Raw genomic sequence first — 15,954 nt, 5'->3', positions numbered from 1 at the left:
GGAGGCCCTCACCGGATCCTCTCGTAGCGCAGCTGGTCGAGCTGCTGGCGGGCACGGTTTCTACCGGTCATGTTCTCGAAGGTGTAGTTCATGCCGAGCCGCACGGCATTGCGCGCGAAACCGGTGCCGTTCGAGAAAGCCGGGTCCGGACGGAAATACTCGCGCGACCCTTCGAGCCGCAGCAGCAGCTGGGGCGTGGCAGCGTACTCCATCAGCGCCGTCAGCCGCGACACCCGGTCGCGCCCGGTGGCGCCGATGCCGTTGACGTCCTCGAACGACTGGTACTTCTGCAGCTCGTAGGAGCCGGTCAGGGAAAACCGCGTCTTCGCCGTCGCGTCCCAGATGCCGCGTGCTGAAATGCCGGACGACACCACGTAGAGCCGCAGGTCGGCCTGGTCGTTGGACTGCGGGCGATTGAAGCCGCGCAAGCTGAACTGCGTCTTCGCGGAGTAGCGCCAGTCCGCGCCGAGTTCGGTCGCAATCAGCTGGGTGTTGCGGTTCGCCAAGCTCGCGAAACGCCGGTCGAGCCGCCCGATGCGGCCGATGACGATGGTGTTCTCGGTGTAGCGCCATGCCACCTCGGCAAAGGCTTCCCGGTCGGTAAAGCCGGAGTCGATGGCCGCGATCTGCTCGGCCGACCGCTGGGGAAAATTCACCTCCGTCTGCCGCACCCCGACCGACAACACCGATTTGGTGCCCGAGGTATAGGTCAGGGCCAGTCGCAGACCACGGTCCTGGCTGTCGTAGCGCTGCGCAAGCCCCGCATCGTCGTAGCGCAGCGACTTTTCGCTGTAGGTAACCGGCAGGTCCAGCTGCGGCGTGATGCGCAGCGCCACTTCGACCAGATCCTCCTGGTTGCGCGGCGTCTCCAGCTGGGTGAAGCGGCCGGCGTAGTAGTTGTAGAGCCGCTGGTCGAACCGGTGGCGCAGCCGGCCGCGCAGCCACTGGCCGAATTCCCACTGGTAGAGCGCGTCGAACTGCTTCTGGGTGTGGTCGAGCGAGTCGATCGCCTGGTAGTCCTGGCGCGACGCCGCTCCGCTGATCGCGAGGAAGCTGCGGTCGGACGGCAGCGGCATCCGGATCGCCGCACCGACGTTGGTGGTGTGGATCGTGTCGCTGCGGTTGAATGGGTCGGGACTGCCCCGCGGGAACAGGAACGGGTTGTCCACACCCTCGACACCCTTGCCGACCTCGACCGCATACTCGGTCGTGGCACCGCCCGCAAAGGGCACGAACGCGAGCAGGCAGCCGAGCGCGGCCGACCGCTGGCGTCGGCGAAGCCGGGCGGACACGGCCGGGCGCACCGTCACGGCGCGACCACCTCGTACCAGGGGCTGGTCTGGGACGGTTCGGCCTGCAGCTGCAGCGTCAGCACGCCGTCGGCCACACGCACCTTGTCCGCTGCGAGCGCCGGTAACCGCCGCCCTGCACCGTCGAGCGGATAGACCGCGACCTGGCGCAGCTGCGTGGCGAAACGCAGCTGCATCGGCACCCGCTCGATCCAGACCGGTCCCACCGTGTCGCGCGAGCCGCCGTTCTTGCCGCGGGCATTCGGATCGGGCTCGAACGTCCAGCGCTGCGCCTCGCCCCGGTAGCGCACCAGATCGGTCGGCCGCGGCGGCGAAGATCCGGGCTGGGTGCCGCGCACCGCCGAGCCGATCGCGACCAGCAGCCGGCGCGACGCCCCGACCGTCTGGCCGTCCAGGCTCGCCAGCGTCACGGCCGCGAAGCCCCGCGCCTCGCGTGCCAGCTCGACTGACGCTGTGGAATCGCCGAGGCGGCCCTGCGTGCCGGCCATCCCGAAGAAGCCACGGATCTGCGGCGCACGGAGCAGCAGCGTGCCGCGCGTGCGGTCCGCCTCCAGCGCGGCATCGCGCAACAGCGGCAGCGTGTCGAGCCGCTGCGTCAGCGGCGCGGCGCCTTCGGGTACGACCATCGCGATCCGCCGCTGCAAGGCCAGCGATGGGGTGATGCCGTAGCGGCTGGCGAGCCAGCGCTCGAACGCGGCATATTCGCCGGACGCCCCGATGGCGAGCCGCGCGGCGGCCGGCAGCGGTACCTCCAGCCGGTCGCGCAGCGGTGCCACCAAGGGCGTGCGAAACAGCTGGGCGGCCGTGCCGACGAGGGCGTATTTGCCCCACTCTCCGGCTAACGTGAAACCGACCGGTGCCTCGTTCCAGAGGTCGCCGTCCATATAGTCGAAGAGGAACAGGCCGTCCCAATCCTGCAGCGCCGCCACCGCGGCGATCAGCGGCGCGGCCTCGGAACCCTGCCGGTTCGGAAAGGGCTGGCTGTACTCGCTGACGACGAAGGGCTTGCGCCGGTCCCGGCGGAACGCGAGTGCGAGCAGCATGTCCTGCTCCTTCGCCGCGCCGAGCGACACATCGCGGATGCGCCAGTTGTACGGATCCCAGTCGGTCCCAGGGAAGTCCGGGTGGTCGGCGTAGTAGTGCTCGTCGATGTAGTCCTGGCCTTCGTTGGAATCGAAGTTGAGGACCCCGCCGTAGCCCATCTGCGTGCCGGTGACCGGCACCAGGGCGTCGGTCTCTTCGTGGACCACCCGCCGCATGCGGTCGAAATAGCGGCGATCCGTGTCGGCCAGGAAGCGCAGGAAGTCGGCGGTGCGCAGCGCCCGTCCGGTCGGGGCCGGCTCGTCGGCCGCCGCCGAGCCGAGCAGGTCGCGCGACAGCGTCTTGACCCGGCTCTCCAGTTTCTGGAGCACCTGCGTGAAAGACGCAGACCCCGGGCCCTGCGCATCATGCGGCGACAGCAGGTCGATCGGGCCCGAAGGGCCGGCACAGCTGCCCCAGGCACTGCAGGCCGCGCCGGCCGAGCCGTAACGCTGCACCACCCACTGCTGCCACTGCCGCTGCAGTTCGGGCGCATAGGCCGCAGGCACCGCGGCCTGCCATTCGCGGCGCTGCCAGGCGCCCAGCAGCGATGCTTCGTTGCTGATCTCGACCATCGCGAGCGAAGGCTGACCGCTCAGGCCCAGGCCGCGGATCAGCTGGCGGGCGTACGTCTCCTGCAGCGCGATCATGCGCGGCGTGTAGATGTACAGGGGCGAGGTGTGCGGCGCGGCCGCGGCACCGCCGTCGAGCGCCGGCACGCCGTCCACCGCCGGACGGAAGCGGTAGCCGACCCGCAGGTTCAGGTTGACGTAGATGCCTTCCCGCGCGAGCGCGTCCACGAAGCCGCGCAGCCGCTCGACCGCGGCCGGCTGGAAGGTGGGAAACGGCCCGGGCGTCAGCACGCTGCGCGGCGGGTCGACCCGCGTGTCCGGCGCCGAATCGAGGTGGTGCAGGCGCACCGCGTTGAAGCCGAGCTTGCGCAGGCGCCGTGCCAGCCGCGGCGCATCGGCCGCCGACGGGAAATTGGCGGCGAAGGACAGGTTCACACCGTAGAGCCGCAGCCGTTCGTCGTCCGCCGTGCCGGGCCGGCCGTCGGCGCCCACCCGCCAGAAATGCCCGTCGCGCGCGACCATGCGCGACGCGGCATCGAGCGGCCGGTTCATGGCGGAACGGTCGGGCGCGCCGCCGAGCGTGTCTTCGGAAACCGCGAACCGATAGAAAGGGACACCGGCTCCGTCCTGCACATACGCGGCAGGCTGGGCGGTCGCGGCGCCGGCGACAAGCGCGGCGCCCAGTGCCGCCCATGCGGCCAGAACCAGGCGACCCGTCACGGCCGGCCCTCCACCGCGGTTGCGCTGCTGCGTGCGACCACCAGCCGCGACGAGACGATCACCGAGGAATACAGAAACAGGATGGTGTGGAACAAAGTGCCGCGGAACATTTCGCTCTCGGTTATGTTGCTGACCAGCAGGATGGCGAACAAGGCGCTGAACAACGCGCCGTCCTCCCGGTCGAAGGACAGAAGCCGGCCCAGCTGGGCCGCATGCCAGCCGAACACGCCCACCGCCAGCAGCAGCCCGACGACACCCAGTTCGTTGAGCAGGTCGAGGTAGCCGTTGTGGGCCTGCAGCGGGATCCAGTAGAGCGCGTCGATGATGTACTGCGACGGACTGCCCTCGCCCAGCCAGAACGATCCGTAGCCGATGCCGAAGAACGGATGCCGCTGGACTTCGAGCATCACCAGTTCCCAGATCGCGGTCCGCCCGGTCAGGTCCGACTGCTTGTTGAAGATGAGGCCGATCGATCCCGCGATGTCGTCCCAGGTCGGCAGGCGGCCGGTGACCGTGTGGAACAGGTGCACGCCCAGCCCGAGCAGGACCGCCGTCGCGAAAATCAGAACCCACCACGGCCGCCGGACCGTCAGGTATCGACGGCGCAGCATCAGGTACACCGTGGCGCCCAGGACGGTTACCAGGATGGAGGTGCTGCTCTTGGCCATCAGCAGCATCCCGAGGCTCAGCACCGCCGCCGCGACGCAGGCGCCGCGGGGCAGCCAGCCGCCGACCAGGGCTTCGCGCAACCAGAGCAGCAGGCTGATCGCCGCGATCATGCCGAGCGTGTTCTTCTGCGACATGGCGCCGCGCCAGGCGTTGCCGAGTTCGCGGTCGATGCCCAGCGTCGGATTGACCACCACCACCACCGCCGACAGCACGAGCAGCGCCGTCAGCGTGCCGGCGAGCGTCCGCAGCAACTGGTGTGCACCCCCGACCGGCGGCGCGATCGCCATGCCGACGATCATGAAGCCCGCGAACTGGATGACCTTCTTCAGCGTGACCACCGGATAGGGCGACCAGAGCAGCGTCACCGCGCAGTAGGCGAGCAAGGCGAGCGGCAGCGGATTCATGCCCTGCAGCCGCGGCAGCGACCAGCCGCGGTGGCGCCAGACCATCCAGGCACCGAGCAGGTAGAGGCTGCCGAACTGCACCTGCATCGCCAGCGACCCGGTCGCCAGGCTCACCTCGCCGGCGTCCTCGAACCGGCTGAAATCCAGGCCCGGGGGCAGCAGCGAAAAGCAGAAGCTCAGGGCCACCAGCAACCGGACCACCCAGGTGTCGAACGAAGGGGTATCGCCCTGCGCCGGCAGGCGCAACGTGCCGTCAACCGCCGTATTCATGGTAACGATGGCCCGTCAGGGCACTCAGTTTGCCGACCTGCGCGACGGCGGCGCGCAGCCAGCGCAATCCACGGATGCGCGAGAACGGCCCCAGTACCGCCGCCAGCGCGGCAGCGACCACGGCCTGGACCAGGGCGCGCAGGCCCAGCCAGCCGGCACGCACCCAGCGCGCCAGCCCGTGCCGGCGGGCGATCTCGGAGCGCATGTAGGTCTGGCCCAGCCGGTAGGAGCGGCGCAGCAGCCAGCCGACGGTGGCACGCGCCGGCGGGACCTCTTCCTGCACCGTCGCCTCGTCGCACCAGACCAGGCGGGCGCCGAGTGCCAGCAGTCCATGGAACAACATCGTGTCCTCGGCACCGGTGCGGCCGAAGGCAGGGTCGAACGGACCTTCGCCGGCGGCGTGCACCCGGTCGAGCAGCGACCGCCGGATCAGCACATTCCCGGTGCGGGCGTCGCGGGTCGTGATCGGCGTCCCGGTTGGAAAGCGGGGCCGGTCGAAGAATCCGCCATCGCGCAGCCACGCCGGCGTCGTGGCGACATGTCGGGGTAGCACCGGGCCGAAGACGGCGTCGGCACCGTGGGCCTGCTGGGCCGCGCGCAAGGTGTCGAGCCAGCCGGAGTCCGGCGTTTCGTCGTCGTCGATGAAGGCAACCCATGCGCCCCGCGCCGCCGCAATCGCCGCATTCCGCGCCACGGCGATGTTGGGCACCGGCACATGCAGCGCGTGCAGGGGCAGACGCGCGGACCAGCGGGCGAGCACCGGCGCTGCGGAGGCGTCGGGATCGTTGTCCACCACCACGACCTCGGCGCTGCCGCCGGGCGGCAATTGCGCGGCCAGCGACGCGAGCAGCCCGTCGAGCAATTCCGGCCGGCGGAACGTGCAGATGCACACGCTCACCTGCACAGCGGCATCCGCTGCGTTTGCGCGGTTCACGACGCGCCCTCCGGCCGCAGATCGCGGCGAGCGCGGGGCAGGAGGATGCACCAGATCAGCAGCAGGTCCAAAACCTCCACCACCGCCAGGGCCAGCACGGCGCCCCACACGCCCCAACGCGGGATCGCATAGGCCGACGCGGCGAGCATCGCCACCAAGCACAGGACGCCGCTGACTAGCAGCATGCGGTATCGATTGCCGCTGCTGAGCAGCGCAGAACCGATCCAGCGCGCGGCATTCAGTGCGAAATACCCGCCCCATGCCAGTACCAGCGTCTCGAGACCGGCGTATTTGGCGCCCAGCACATGGGCCTCCAGCCAGGGCAGCGCCAGCCAGAGTACACCCACATAACCGAAAGTCAGCAGCTCCACCCCGATCACCGACGCGATCGTGTAGCGCCCGAGTTCGGCATGCCGCTGCTCGGCGAGCAGCCGCACCGCGTGCGGACGCGCCACCCGCGACCAGGCGAGCACGCATAGGGAGATCGGCATCAGCAGCAGACGCGAGGCATTGAGATCGGCCGAGGCCGCCGCGCCCAGCCACAGGGCAGCCAGGTACAGGTAGCTGTAATTGGTGGCCCAGGCGACCATGGCGCCCGGCAGCGACCAGCGGCCGCGCCGCCAGACCTCGGAGACCGCCGCGCGGTAGGCTGCGCGGTCTTGGGGCGCCGCCGGCCACAGGTCCTGGCGCCGGAGCGCCACCAGGTTGGCGACCGCGAGCATCAGCATCACGGCCGGGAGCGTCAGCGCATGGAACCTGGCGAGCGCGCCCAGGCCGGCAGCTACCGCGAGCGTGTACCAGCCGTCCATCCGCAGCACCGCGAGCGGCCGGCCTTCCATGAACGACACGCTGCGCGCGTACTCCCTCAGCGCAGCGCCATAGACATAGGCCGCGAACGTCAGGCCGAGCAGCAGAGGATGCACATCGGCACCGACCCAGGCGACGACCGCTGCCGCGACCGTGCCGCACAGGAGCGCGAGTGCTGCCGCCAGCCGGCGCTGGTAGTGCGCGAGCCGCAACACCATGGCATGCCGCTCCTGCAGCGGCAGGCCCGATGCGACGGTCGTAAGCGGACCGGTCACGACCGCGTCGAGCACGGTCGCCGCAAAGACGCCCCCGACGTACAACTGGGCGTAGAGCCCGTAGCTGTCTTTGGTGGTCAGCCGGATGAGCAGCAAGCCGACCGCCAGATTGAGCAGGCTCAGCATGCCCTGGTCCAGCAGGGACGCCACCGAATCGGCGATCAGCCGCCGGCCCCGGGGCAGCGTCAGCCCCGGCGTACCCATGACCGCAGCCGCCGCAGCGGACCGCCGCGGCGCGGCCCCGGCTCGCCGCCATCGAACGTGTTGTAGACGACTCCCACCGTCAGGGCACCTGCCGTCGCCATCTGCTCCTCGGCACGGGCGAGATCCTGCAGACGGGTGACATGCTGCCGGCCGACCAGCACGCACTGGCCGACCTGGCGCGCGATGACCTGCGCGTCGGAGGATTGGCCAGCAGCCGGCGTATCGACGATGAACACGTCGAAATCCTCGGAAAACCGCGCCAGCAGCCGCTCCAGCGCAGGCTCGGCGAGGATCTCCAGCGGGTTCGGCGGCTGCGGGCCCGGGCCCAGCACGTGCAACAGCGGGAAGCCCGGTGCCGGCGAGCCGGGCAGGACGGCGGTTCTGCCGGCCAACATGGTCGAGAGCCCTTCGCCCAAGCCGGTACCGAACAGATCGCGCTGGCCCGATGCCCGCAGGTTGGCGTTGACGAGCAGGGTGCGCTGGCCCGACTGCGCGTAGGCCACAGCCAGACTCGCCGCCAGGTAGCTCTTGCCTTCTCCGGCACCCGGACTGACGACCGCCACCGCCAGCTTCGGCAAGGCGCTGAGCCGGATCGACAACTCGGCCCGCACACGGCGCACCGCCTCCGCCTCGCCGGAAAACGGCGACAGCGCGATCGCGAGCGACGGATCGATGCCTGCGGGCGGCTGGAGCGCGGTGGCATAGCGGAACTGCTGCGACAGGACCGACTGCACATCGGCGTCGGTCAGCATCCGCAGCTGAACCGCCGCTTCGCCGAAACGGACGCCGTGCGATTGCTGATGGGCGACGATGCGAGCGACCTGGTCCGGGGTAAGCAGCCCCGCGTGAACGAAACGGTCGCCGATCTTGTCCGGCGATGGCTCGGCGACGCTGGATTCCTGGGGCGTGTTCATGGTCGGACGACGTGCGTGCCGATCTGGCCGAGCACCGGCAACGCGAAACGGCGGTCGAGATCGTCGCGGCTGCGCAGGCGGCGCGTGCCGAACTCCAGCAGCAGCGCCAGCGCCAGTCCGAGCGCCAGTCCGACCGGCACGCTGGCCGCGAGGCTTGCCGCACGTTTAGGCTTGGAGGGCGTGGTGGGCGTCTCCGCAGGCCGGAGGACAGCAAGGTTCACGGCGCTGATGTTGCCAGCCATCAGCAGTTCGTCGTATTTTTGCGTGGCCGCGTTGTAGACGCGTTCCGCGCCTTCGAGTTCGCGCTGGTAAGCGACCAGCCGGTCGCGGTGCTGCTTCTGGTCGAGGATCGTCTGGCGCAGCGCGGCGATCCGCTGCCGAAGTTCGCGCTCCTGCCCCGCCAGTCGGCTCGCGTCGAGCCGCCGGGCTTCGACGGCGGCCCGCGCTTCGCCCGCGAGGCGGGCCTGCAACGCATCGCGTTCGGACACCAGCGCCACCGTGCGCGGATGGTTCGGCCCGAGCACCGTGCGGGCTTCCGATAGCCTGCGCTCCGCATCGCTCAGCTTGGACTTCAGGTCGGTGATCGCCGGCTGACTGGAGATGTCGGGCAGCTGCTCGGGCCGGCTGCTGCGCAACAGTGTGTCGGTCGCCTGCTGGCGGCTTTGCGCCTCCTGGCGCTGGTTCTGGACCGTCGCGAGCGTATTGGTGAGGCCGGACAGTTCGTTGGTGAGGGCCTCATCCCGTTCGTTGAGCGTCACGATGCCGACCTGCTGCTGGTAGCGGGTCTGTTCGTCCTGGATGCGGTTCGCATCCTTGCGCAGTTTTTCCAGCTGCGCGTTGTACTGTTCGCTCCGGGAGCGCGCAGCGTTCGATGCGATCTGTGCGCTCAGTTCCATGTACGAACGCACGATTTCGTTGACGAAATCGCGGGCCTGCTCGGGCTGCTCGGCCGAATACGAGACTTCGATCACCCGGCTGAAGCGCTTGTTTGCCGCCTGGGTGCTCTCGCCGATGCGGCGGACCAGCTGGGCATGGGCGCGCTCCTCGCCCAGACTGGCCACGCTGGCACGGTAGTCGGCCGTCTGGCGCAGGCCCAACCGGTCGATCACCCGCTCGGTCACCGCCTGGCTGGTGAGGATGTCGAGTTGTGTCTGCAGATAGCTCTCGTCGAGCACTGCGGAGAACTGGCGCCCGCCGATCGGATCGGAAGCCTTGTAGTCGATGTAGATGTCAGACGAGGCGGTCCAGGTGCGCGGCACCACCATCAGCACTGCGGCGGTCAGCGCCACCGTGGTGCCGGTCACGACGAGTATCAGGCGCCGGCGCGCGCCGAGCATGGCCCCCAATTGGCTGGACGACAGGCCAGCGCCGCCGGATACGGGAACAGCAGGCGTCACGTCAGAACAGGCTCTCGTTGACGAACACGACATCGCCGGGTTGCACCGGCGCGGCGAGGCCCGACCGTACCGGAGGCTGGGGCACGCCGTCGACGGTGCGGTTGATGTCGATCCGACGGGCCGACGCCCGCAGGTTCATGCCGCCACCGATGGCAATCGCCCGCATGACGGTCATGCCCGGTTCCATCGGATAGGCGCCGGGACGATTGACTTCGCCGTGGATGTAGAAAAGTTTCTTGCGATCCACGTAGACGACGTCGCCGGTCCGCAGTTCGACGTCGAGCGGCGTGCGCTCCGGCAGCCCCGTGCTGTCGCCCAACCGCACCGGGATGCGCTCGCCGTCGCCACCAGCAGCGCCCTCTGCCCGGTCGGGCCGTCGCAGCAGGGTGACCGAAGCGTCGGCCTGCTCAGTCAATCCGCCGGCAGTCGCCAGCAGTTCCAGGACCGTCAGCCGCCCGGGAATTGGGTAACGGCCGGGCTGGCGCACCTCGCCGAGCACCGACACCATCTGGCTGCGCACCTGGATCGCCTCGACCGAGACCTCCGGGCGCAGCAGATAGCCCCCGTTTCGCAAGGCATCGGCGATCCGCGTCGCAACTTCGCCGACGGTCAGGCCCGCCACCGGCACATTGCCGACAAGCGCGACGGCGATCGTGCCTTTCTCGTTGACGCCCACCTCCGCCGACAGATCCGGCTGACCGAACACCGTGACCCGCAGCACGTCGCCCGCACCGACACGGGTGTTGGTGATCGTTGAGGTCGGCAACGCCTGGGTCGCCAGCACGCCAGGTGCGGCCGGCAGCAGGGTATTCGCACGCCCGGGATCGGTCGGCGTTTGCGCGGAGACCGGTGCGGATACAGCCAGCAGGCTCGTCGCGAGCCAGGCCGCCAATAAGAAGGTGCGCCCGGCGAATCGTCCAGACAGCGCAGGAGTGAGGGCCCGACGTTTCGGCATGGAAGGGGCGCAGTTGTTACTAAACTAGTCGGAGGTTTCAGTGTACCAACTCGACCGCCGCAGGCAGGTCCGGACAAGGATGAAGCGATGAAGATTGCCGTCATGGGCGCGGGCTACGTCGGACTGGTGACCGCGGCCTGCTTCGCGGACCTCGGTGTGGACGTGGCCTGCGTGGACACCGACGCCGCGAAGGTGGCACGGCTGCGCAAGGGCCAAATTCCGATCTACGAGCCCGGGCTCGATCTCCTGGTACAGCAGGCCCTCGCGAACGAGCGGCTGCACTTCACCGACGACGCGGCAGAGGCGATCGCAGGCCGCAGCATCGTCTTCATCGCGGTCGGCACGCCGCCGGCGGAAGACGGATCGGCCGACCTGGGCTATGTGCTGTCGGCTGCTCGCAGCATCGGCGCCGCGATGGACGACTTCACGGTGGTGGTCGATAAGAGCACAGTGCCGGTCGGCACGGCCGACCACGTCGGCGACGCCATCCGATCAGCACTGGCGGTACGTGGCGCCAATCCCGGCTTCGCGGTGGTGTCCAACCCGGAGTTCCTGAAGGAAGGCGCCGCCATCGCCGACTTCATGCGGCCCGATCGGGTGGTGCTTGGCCTGCCTGCCGGCCCGGACGGCCAGCGCGCCCGCGCGCTGCTCGACGAGCTGTACGCCCCCCTCACCCGCAACCACCACCGCACGCTCTACATGGACGTGCGCTCGGCCGAACTCACTAAGTACGCCGCCAACGCGATGCTGGCGACGCGCATCAGCTTCATGAACGAGCTGGCCAACCTCGCCGACGCCGTTGGTGCGGATATCGAAGCGGTCCGCCAGGGCATCGGGTCCGACTCCCGGATCGGCTACGACTTCCTGTATGCCGGCACCGGCTACGGCGGCTCCTGCTTTCCAAAGGACATCCGTGCATTGCGCGATACCGGCCGCCAATATGGCGTGACGCTCGACGTGGTGGCGGCCGTGGAAGACGCCAACGCCCGCCAGAAGACGGTGCTGACCCGCAAGATCGTCGCCCGCCTGGGGGAGGATCTGGACGGGCGGCACTTCGCGCTCTGGGGTCTGGCGTTCAAGCCGAACACCGACGACATGCGGGACGCCCCCAGCCGCGACATCGTCCGGGCATTGCTGGAGCGCGGCGCGACCGTGACGGCGTACGACCCGGCAGCGATGGACGAGGCGCGCCATGCGTTCGCGCACGACCTGGCCGACCGGCCCGCCCTGCTCGACCGCCTCGGCTATGCCGACAGCGCCGATGCAGCCCTCGCCTGGGCCGACGCACTGGTGATCGTGACGGAATGGAAGGTGTTCCGCACACCGCATTTCGGTAAGCTGCGCGCGGCCCTGCGCCAGCCACTGGTGTTCGACGGACGGAACCTGTACGCACCCCACCGCATGCAGGCCGAAGGCATCGAATACCACGCGATTGGGCGGGCCGCCGACCGCGCCGGCTAGCGCGGTTACGCCGCCACACATCGCCCGTCTGCTGCGCCGCAGCTTGCACGGGGCGCCGGCGCGGGTAAGCTGTCGCCCCCGCGACCCGCGGCATGCTATAGCCGATCTGCCTTTCAAGATCCTTTCTACGTCTCTCTGTCCTCGGTCCTGCAAGACCGCCCTGCCCATGGCTTCCAACCTCTCCGCCGCCGAACAGGCCCTGCGCGACGCCGCGCGTGAATACCATCGCACGCCGACTCGCGGCAAGATCGCCGTCCAGCCGACCAAGCCGCTGTCGAACCAGCGCGATTTGTCGCTCGCGTATTCGCCGGGCGTCGCCTATCCGTGCCTGGACATCCAGGCCGACCCGCTGGCCGCCTACGACTACACCTCGCGCGGCAATCTGGTGGGCGTGATCACCAACGGCACCGCGGTGCTGGGCCTGGGCGACATCGGACCGCTGGCCGGCAAGCCGGTGATGGAAGGCAAGGGCTGCCTGTTCAAGAAGTTCGCCGGCGTGGACGTGTTCGACATCGAGCTGGCCGAACGCGATCCGGACAAGCTGGTCGAGATCATCGCGGCGATGGAGCCGACGCTCGGCGGCATCAACCTCGAGGACATCAAGGCGCCCGAGTGCTTCTATATCGAGCAGCAGCTGAGCGCCCGGCTGAACATCCCCGTGTTCCACGACGACCAGCACGGCACGGCGATCATCTCGTCGGCCGCACTGCTCAACGGCCTGGAACTGGTCGGCAAGGACATCGGCGCAGTGAAGGTGGCGGTGTCGGGCGCCGGCGCGGCCGCCATCGCCTGCCTGGACGTGATGGTCGGGCTGGGCGTGAAGCGCGAGAACATCTTCGTGGTCGACTCGAAGGGCGTGATCCACAACGGTCGCAGCAACCTCGATGCCTCCAAGCAGCGCTATGCGCAGGCGACCGAGGCCCGCACCCTGGCGGACGTGGTCGACGGCGCCGACGTCTTCCTCGGATGCTCGGCCCCCGGCGTGCTGACCGCCGAGATGGTCAAGACGATGGCCGACAAGCCGATCATCCTGGCGCTCGCCAACCCCGAGCCGGAGATCCGCCCCGAACTGGCCAAGGCGATCCGTCCGGATTGCATCATCGCGACCGGCCGCTCGGACTACCCGAATCAGGTCAACAACGTCCTGTGCTTCCCGTACATCTTCCGCGGCGCGCTCGACTGCGGAGCGACCAAGATCACCGAAGCCATAAAGCTCGCCTGCGTGCGCGAGATCGCCGACCTGGCCAAGGCCGAGACCAGCGACGAGGTGGCCGCCGCCTACCCCGGCGTGGAACTGGTGTTCGGCCCGGACTACCTGATCCCGACGCCGTTCGATTCCCGCCTGATCCTGAAGATCGCCCCCGCCGTCGCCAAGGCCGCGCAGGCCTCGGGCGTGGCGACCCGGCCGATCGACGACTTCGACGCCTACCGCGAAAGCCTGACCCGCTTCGTCTACCAGACCGGCATGTTCATGCGCCCGGTCTTCAATGCCGCCAAGGCGAAGCTGCAGCGGGTCGCCTTTGCCGAGGGCGAGGACGAACGGGTGCTGCGCGCCGTGCAGGTGGTGATCGACGAGAAGCTGGCAAAGCCGATCCTGATCGGCCGGCCGGCGGTGATCGAGGCGAGGGTGCAGAAGGCCGGCCTGCGCATCAAGCTCGGCCAGAACGCCGAATGCGTGAACCCCGAGGACGATCCGCGCTTCCGCCAGTACTGGGAGGCCTACCACGCCGGCATGGGCCGCAACGGCATCAGCCCCGAGGCGGCGAAGGCAGCGGTGCGCCGCTCCAACACGTTGATCGGTTCGCTGATGGTCAAGCTGGGCGATGCCGATGCGCTGCTGTGCGGCCTGGTCGGTCGGTACGACCACCACCTGGAGCATGTCCGCGGGGTGATCGGCCTGAAGGACGGCGCCCATGGCTTCGCAGCGCTCAATGCGCTGATGCTGCCGGAGCACACCCTGTTCATCGCCGACACGTACATCAACGAATCGCCCGACGCCGAAGAACTCGCGCACATCGCGCTGGCGGCGGCGGAAGAGGTACGGCGCTTCGGCCTGCCGCCGAAGGTGGCGTTCCTGTCGCATTCGAATTACGGCACTTCGACGCGACCGTCGGCGCTGAAGATGCGGGCGGCGCACGAACGTTTCCGTGCACTGGCGCCCGACATCGAGTCCGATGGCGAACTGCACGGCGATGCGGCCCTGTCGGCCGCCGTGCGCGCGCATGCCGGCCTCACCGACAGCGCCCTGACCGGCTCGGCCAACGTGCTGATCTGCCCCAACCTAGACGCCGCCAACATCCTGTTCAACGTGCTGAAGACGACCAGCGGCCAGGGCATGACGATCGGCCCGATCCTGCTGGGCGCGGCCGCGCCGGTGCACATCCTGACACCGTCCTCGACCGTGCGCCGCGTGGTCAACATGACCGCACTGGCCGCCGCGCATGCGGCCGCTGCGCAGGACGCCGCCGGCTGAGTTCCTGACGCTTCCGGCCCCTAAGCCGTTGCAGGTGCCCCGCGCCTGCAACGGCTTTTTTTGCGCCTGACATCCTGGAGACGGGCGATTTTCCGAAGCGGCTGTCGGACGGCGCCGCTTTGCTCCCGGCCGGGGCGCGGCGCAGAAACGGCAAACCTATGATTTGCCGCAACTTCGCCGCCTGCTGCTTCCGCCCCATGTCGTCCGAACACTATGACCTGATCGTCGTCGGCTCCGGCCCCGGCGGCGCCTCGCTCGTCCACCGGCTGGCGCCGACCGGCAAGCGCATCCTGCTGATCGAGCGCGGCGACTACCTGCCGCGCAGCCAGGCCAACTGGGATGCGAAGACGGTCTTCGTCGACGGGGCCTACCAGACCCGCGAAACCTGGCACGGCGCCGACGGCAGCCATTTCCAGCCAGGGCTGCACTACTACGTCGGCGGCAATTCCAAGGTCTACGGTGCGGCCCTGCTGCGCATGCGCGAGCGCGACTTCGGCGAGGTGCGGCATGTCGACGGGCTGTCGCCCGCCTGGCCGCTGGCGTATGCCGACTTCGAGCCCTACTACACCGAGGCCGAACGCCTGTTCCACGTCCATGGGCAGCGCGGCGAAGACCCGCTCGAACCCTGGGCGAGCGCGGCCTATCCGCACCCCGCCGTGGCGCACGAACCGCGCATCACCGCGCTGGCGGAGAGTTTCCGGCGCCAGGGTGCGCACCCGTTCCACCTGCCGCTCGGCATCCTGCTCGACGAGCGCGACGGCCGCCCCACGCCGACCAGCCGCTGCATCCGCTGCGATGCGTTCGACGGCTTTCCCTGCCTGCTCAACGGCAAGGCCGATGCACAGGTCGTCTGCGTGGACCCCACGCTCGCGGCGTGGCCCAACGTCACGCTGCTCACCCGCGCCCTGGTGACGCGGCTGGAGACCGACGGCACCGGCCGCAGCGTGACCGGCGTGGTCGCCGAGCACGACGGCGAGACCCTGCGGCTCACCGCCGACATCGTGGTGCTGGCCTGCGGCGCGCTCAGCACCGCCCTGCTGCTGCTGCGGTCAGCCAACGACCGGCATCCCGCGGGCCTGGCCAACGGTTCGGACCAGGTCGGCCGCAATTACATGCGCCACAACCAGTCGGTGCTGATGGCGGTCGCGCGCGAACCGAACGATACCGTCTTCCAGAAGACGCTCGCGGTCAGCGACTTCTACTACGCGTCGAACGACTGGGACTATCCGATGGGCCTGATCCAGATGTGCGCCAAGACCCATCCGGCGCAGATCCGCGGCGAGGAGTTCCCGCGCTGGCTGGACTGGCTGCCGGACATGCCGTTCGACATGCTCGCGCACCATGCGATGGACTTCTGGCTGTCGAGCGAGGACCTGCCCCGCCCGGAGAACCGGATCAGCCTGCGGCCCGACGGCAGCGTGCTGCTCGACGTGACGGAAAACAACATGGAGGCGCACCGGCGGCTGCGGGCGAAACTGGAGCACCTTCTGAAGCACGCCGACGTGCACC

Annotated in this window: 11 protein-coding genes; 3 read left to right on the top strand and 8 right to left on the bottom strand. The window is 69.3% G+C overall.

All coding sequences use genetic code 11. The annotated features are described in order from the left end of the window. Positions 1-8 precede the first annotated feature (8 nt). The 8 genes from QZ500_RS17550 to QZ500_RS17515 all read right to left on the bottom strand — a co-directional run bounded on the left by QZ500_RS17550 (position 9) and on the right by QZ500_RS17515 (position 10,511). Positions 9-1,292: a hypothetical protein gene (locus tag QZ500_RS17550; RefSeq protein ID WP_295857044.1), complete on the bottom strand. Its 1,284-nt coding sequence runs from the start codon at positions 1,290-1,292 to the stop codon at positions 9-11. A 14-nt stretch (positions 1,293-1,306) separates the two neighbouring features. Then, positions 1,307-3,682, bottom strand: a complete 2,376-nt coding sequence (locus QZ500_RS17545; RefSeq protein WP_295857042.1) for a capsular biosynthesis protein — start codon at positions 3,680-3,682, stop codon at positions 1,307-1,309. Next, the gene (locus QZ500_RS17540; RefSeq protein WP_295857040.1) at positions 3,679-5,025 is read right to left on the bottom strand and encodes an O-antigen ligase family protein; all 1,347 of its coding nucleotides are present in this window, start codon (positions 5,023-5,025) and stop codon (positions 3,679-3,681) included. The genes QZ500_RS17545 and QZ500_RS17540 overlap by 4 nt, the downstream gene beginning before the upstream one ends. Further along, positions 5,009-5,959 (bottom strand): glycosyltransferase, encoded by a 951-nt coding sequence (locus tag QZ500_RS17535; protein WP_295857038.1) that lies wholly within the window; start codon positions 5,957-5,959, stop codon positions 5,009-5,011. The genes QZ500_RS17540 and QZ500_RS17535 overlap by 17 nt, the downstream gene beginning before the upstream one ends. Continuing rightward, on the bottom strand, positions 5,956-7,245 hold the full coding sequence (locus tag QZ500_RS17530) for a hypothetical protein (protein WP_295857037.1): 1,290 nt from the start codon (positions 7,243-7,245) through the stop codon (positions 5,956-5,958). The genes QZ500_RS17535 and QZ500_RS17530 overlap by 4 nt, the downstream gene beginning before the upstream one ends. Continuing rightward, entirely contained in the window at positions 7,227-8,159 is a 933-nt protein-coding gene (locus QZ500_RS17525) for a polysaccharide biosynthesis tyrosine autokinase (protein WP_295857035.1), read from the bottom strand. The genes QZ500_RS17530 and QZ500_RS17525 overlap by 19 nt, the downstream gene beginning before the upstream one ends. Further along, a complete protein-coding gene (locus QZ500_RS17520; protein ID WP_295857033.1) occupies positions 8,156-9,496 on the bottom strand; it encodes a GumC family protein in 1,341 nt (446 codons plus the stop codon). Before QZ500_RS17520 ends, QZ500_RS17525 begins: the two co-directional genes overlap by 4 nt. Before the next feature lie 61 nt (positions 9,497-9,557). Continuing rightward, a complete protein-coding gene (locus QZ500_RS17515) occupies positions 9,558-10,511 on the bottom strand; it encodes an SLBB domain-containing protein (protein ID WP_295857031.1) in 954 nt (317 codons plus the stop codon). A gap of 87 nt (positions 10,512-10,598) precedes the next feature. Here QZ500_RS17515 and QZ500_RS17510 point away from each other — a divergent pair, with 87 nt between their 5' ends. The 3 genes from QZ500_RS17510 to QZ500_RS17500 form a co-directional block, all read left to right on the top strand. Further along, positions 10,599-11,972 carry a UDP-glucose/GDP-mannose dehydrogenase family protein gene (locus QZ500_RS17510; protein WP_295857029.1) on the top strand — a complete coding sequence of 458 codons (1,374 nt, stop codon included), beginning with the start codon at positions 10,599-10,601 and terminating at the stop codon, positions 11,970-11,972. A gap of 166 nt (positions 11,973-12,138) precedes the next feature. Beyond that, positions 12,139-14,445: an NADP-dependent malic enzyme gene (locus tag QZ500_RS17505; protein ID WP_295857027.1), complete on the top strand. Its 2,307-nt coding sequence runs from the start codon at positions 12,139-12,141 to the stop codon at positions 14,443-14,445. A gap of 197 nt (positions 14,446-14,642) precedes the next feature. Beyond that, positions 14,643-15,954: GMC family oxidoreductase (locus QZ500_RS17500; protein WP_295857025.1), on the top strand; the 1,312-nt coding region annotated here is incomplete at its 3' end.

The organism is uncultured Xylophilus sp. (assembly GCA_913776965.1).
In the GTDB taxonomy this organism is placed as follows: domain Bacteria; phylum Pseudomonadota; class Gammaproteobacteria; order Burkholderiales; family Burkholderiaceae_C; genus Xylophilus.
The sequence above is the reverse complement of the archived record's forward strand: the minus strand, read 5'-3'. Positions and strand labels throughout refer to the sequence as shown.

What these genes read in the sequence shown, in the direction of transcription:
- QZ500_RS17510 (WP_295857029.1), top strand. Translation starts at nt 10,599, where the DNA reads ATGAAGATTGCCGTCATGGGCGCGGGCTACGTCGGACTGGTGACCGCG.
- QZ500_RS17530 (WP_295857037.1), bottom strand. Translation starts at nt 7,245, where the DNA reads ATGGGTACGCCGGGGCTGACGCTGCCCCGGGGCCGGCGGCTGATCGCC.
- QZ500_RS17520 (WP_295857033.1), bottom strand. Translation starts at nt 9,496, where the DNA reads ATGCTCGGCGCGCGCCGGCGCCTGATACTCGTCGTGACCGGCACCACG.
- QZ500_RS17515 (WP_295857031.1), bottom strand. Translation starts at nt 10,511, where the DNA reads ATGCCGAAACGTCGGGCCCTCACTCCTGCGCTGTCTGGACGATTCGCC.
- QZ500_RS17540 (WP_295857040.1), bottom strand. Translation starts at nt 5,025, where the DNA reads ATGAATACGGCGGTTGACGGCACGTTGCGCCTGCCGGCGCAGGGCGAT.
- QZ500_RS17525 (WP_295857035.1), bottom strand. Translation starts at nt 8,159, where the DNA reads ATGAACACGCCCCAGGAATCCAGCGTCGCCGAGCCATCGCCGGACAAG.
- QZ500_RS17505 (WP_295857027.1), top strand. Translation starts at nt 12,139, where the DNA reads ATGGCTTCCAACCTCTCCGCCGCCGAACAGGCCCTGCGCGACGCCGCG.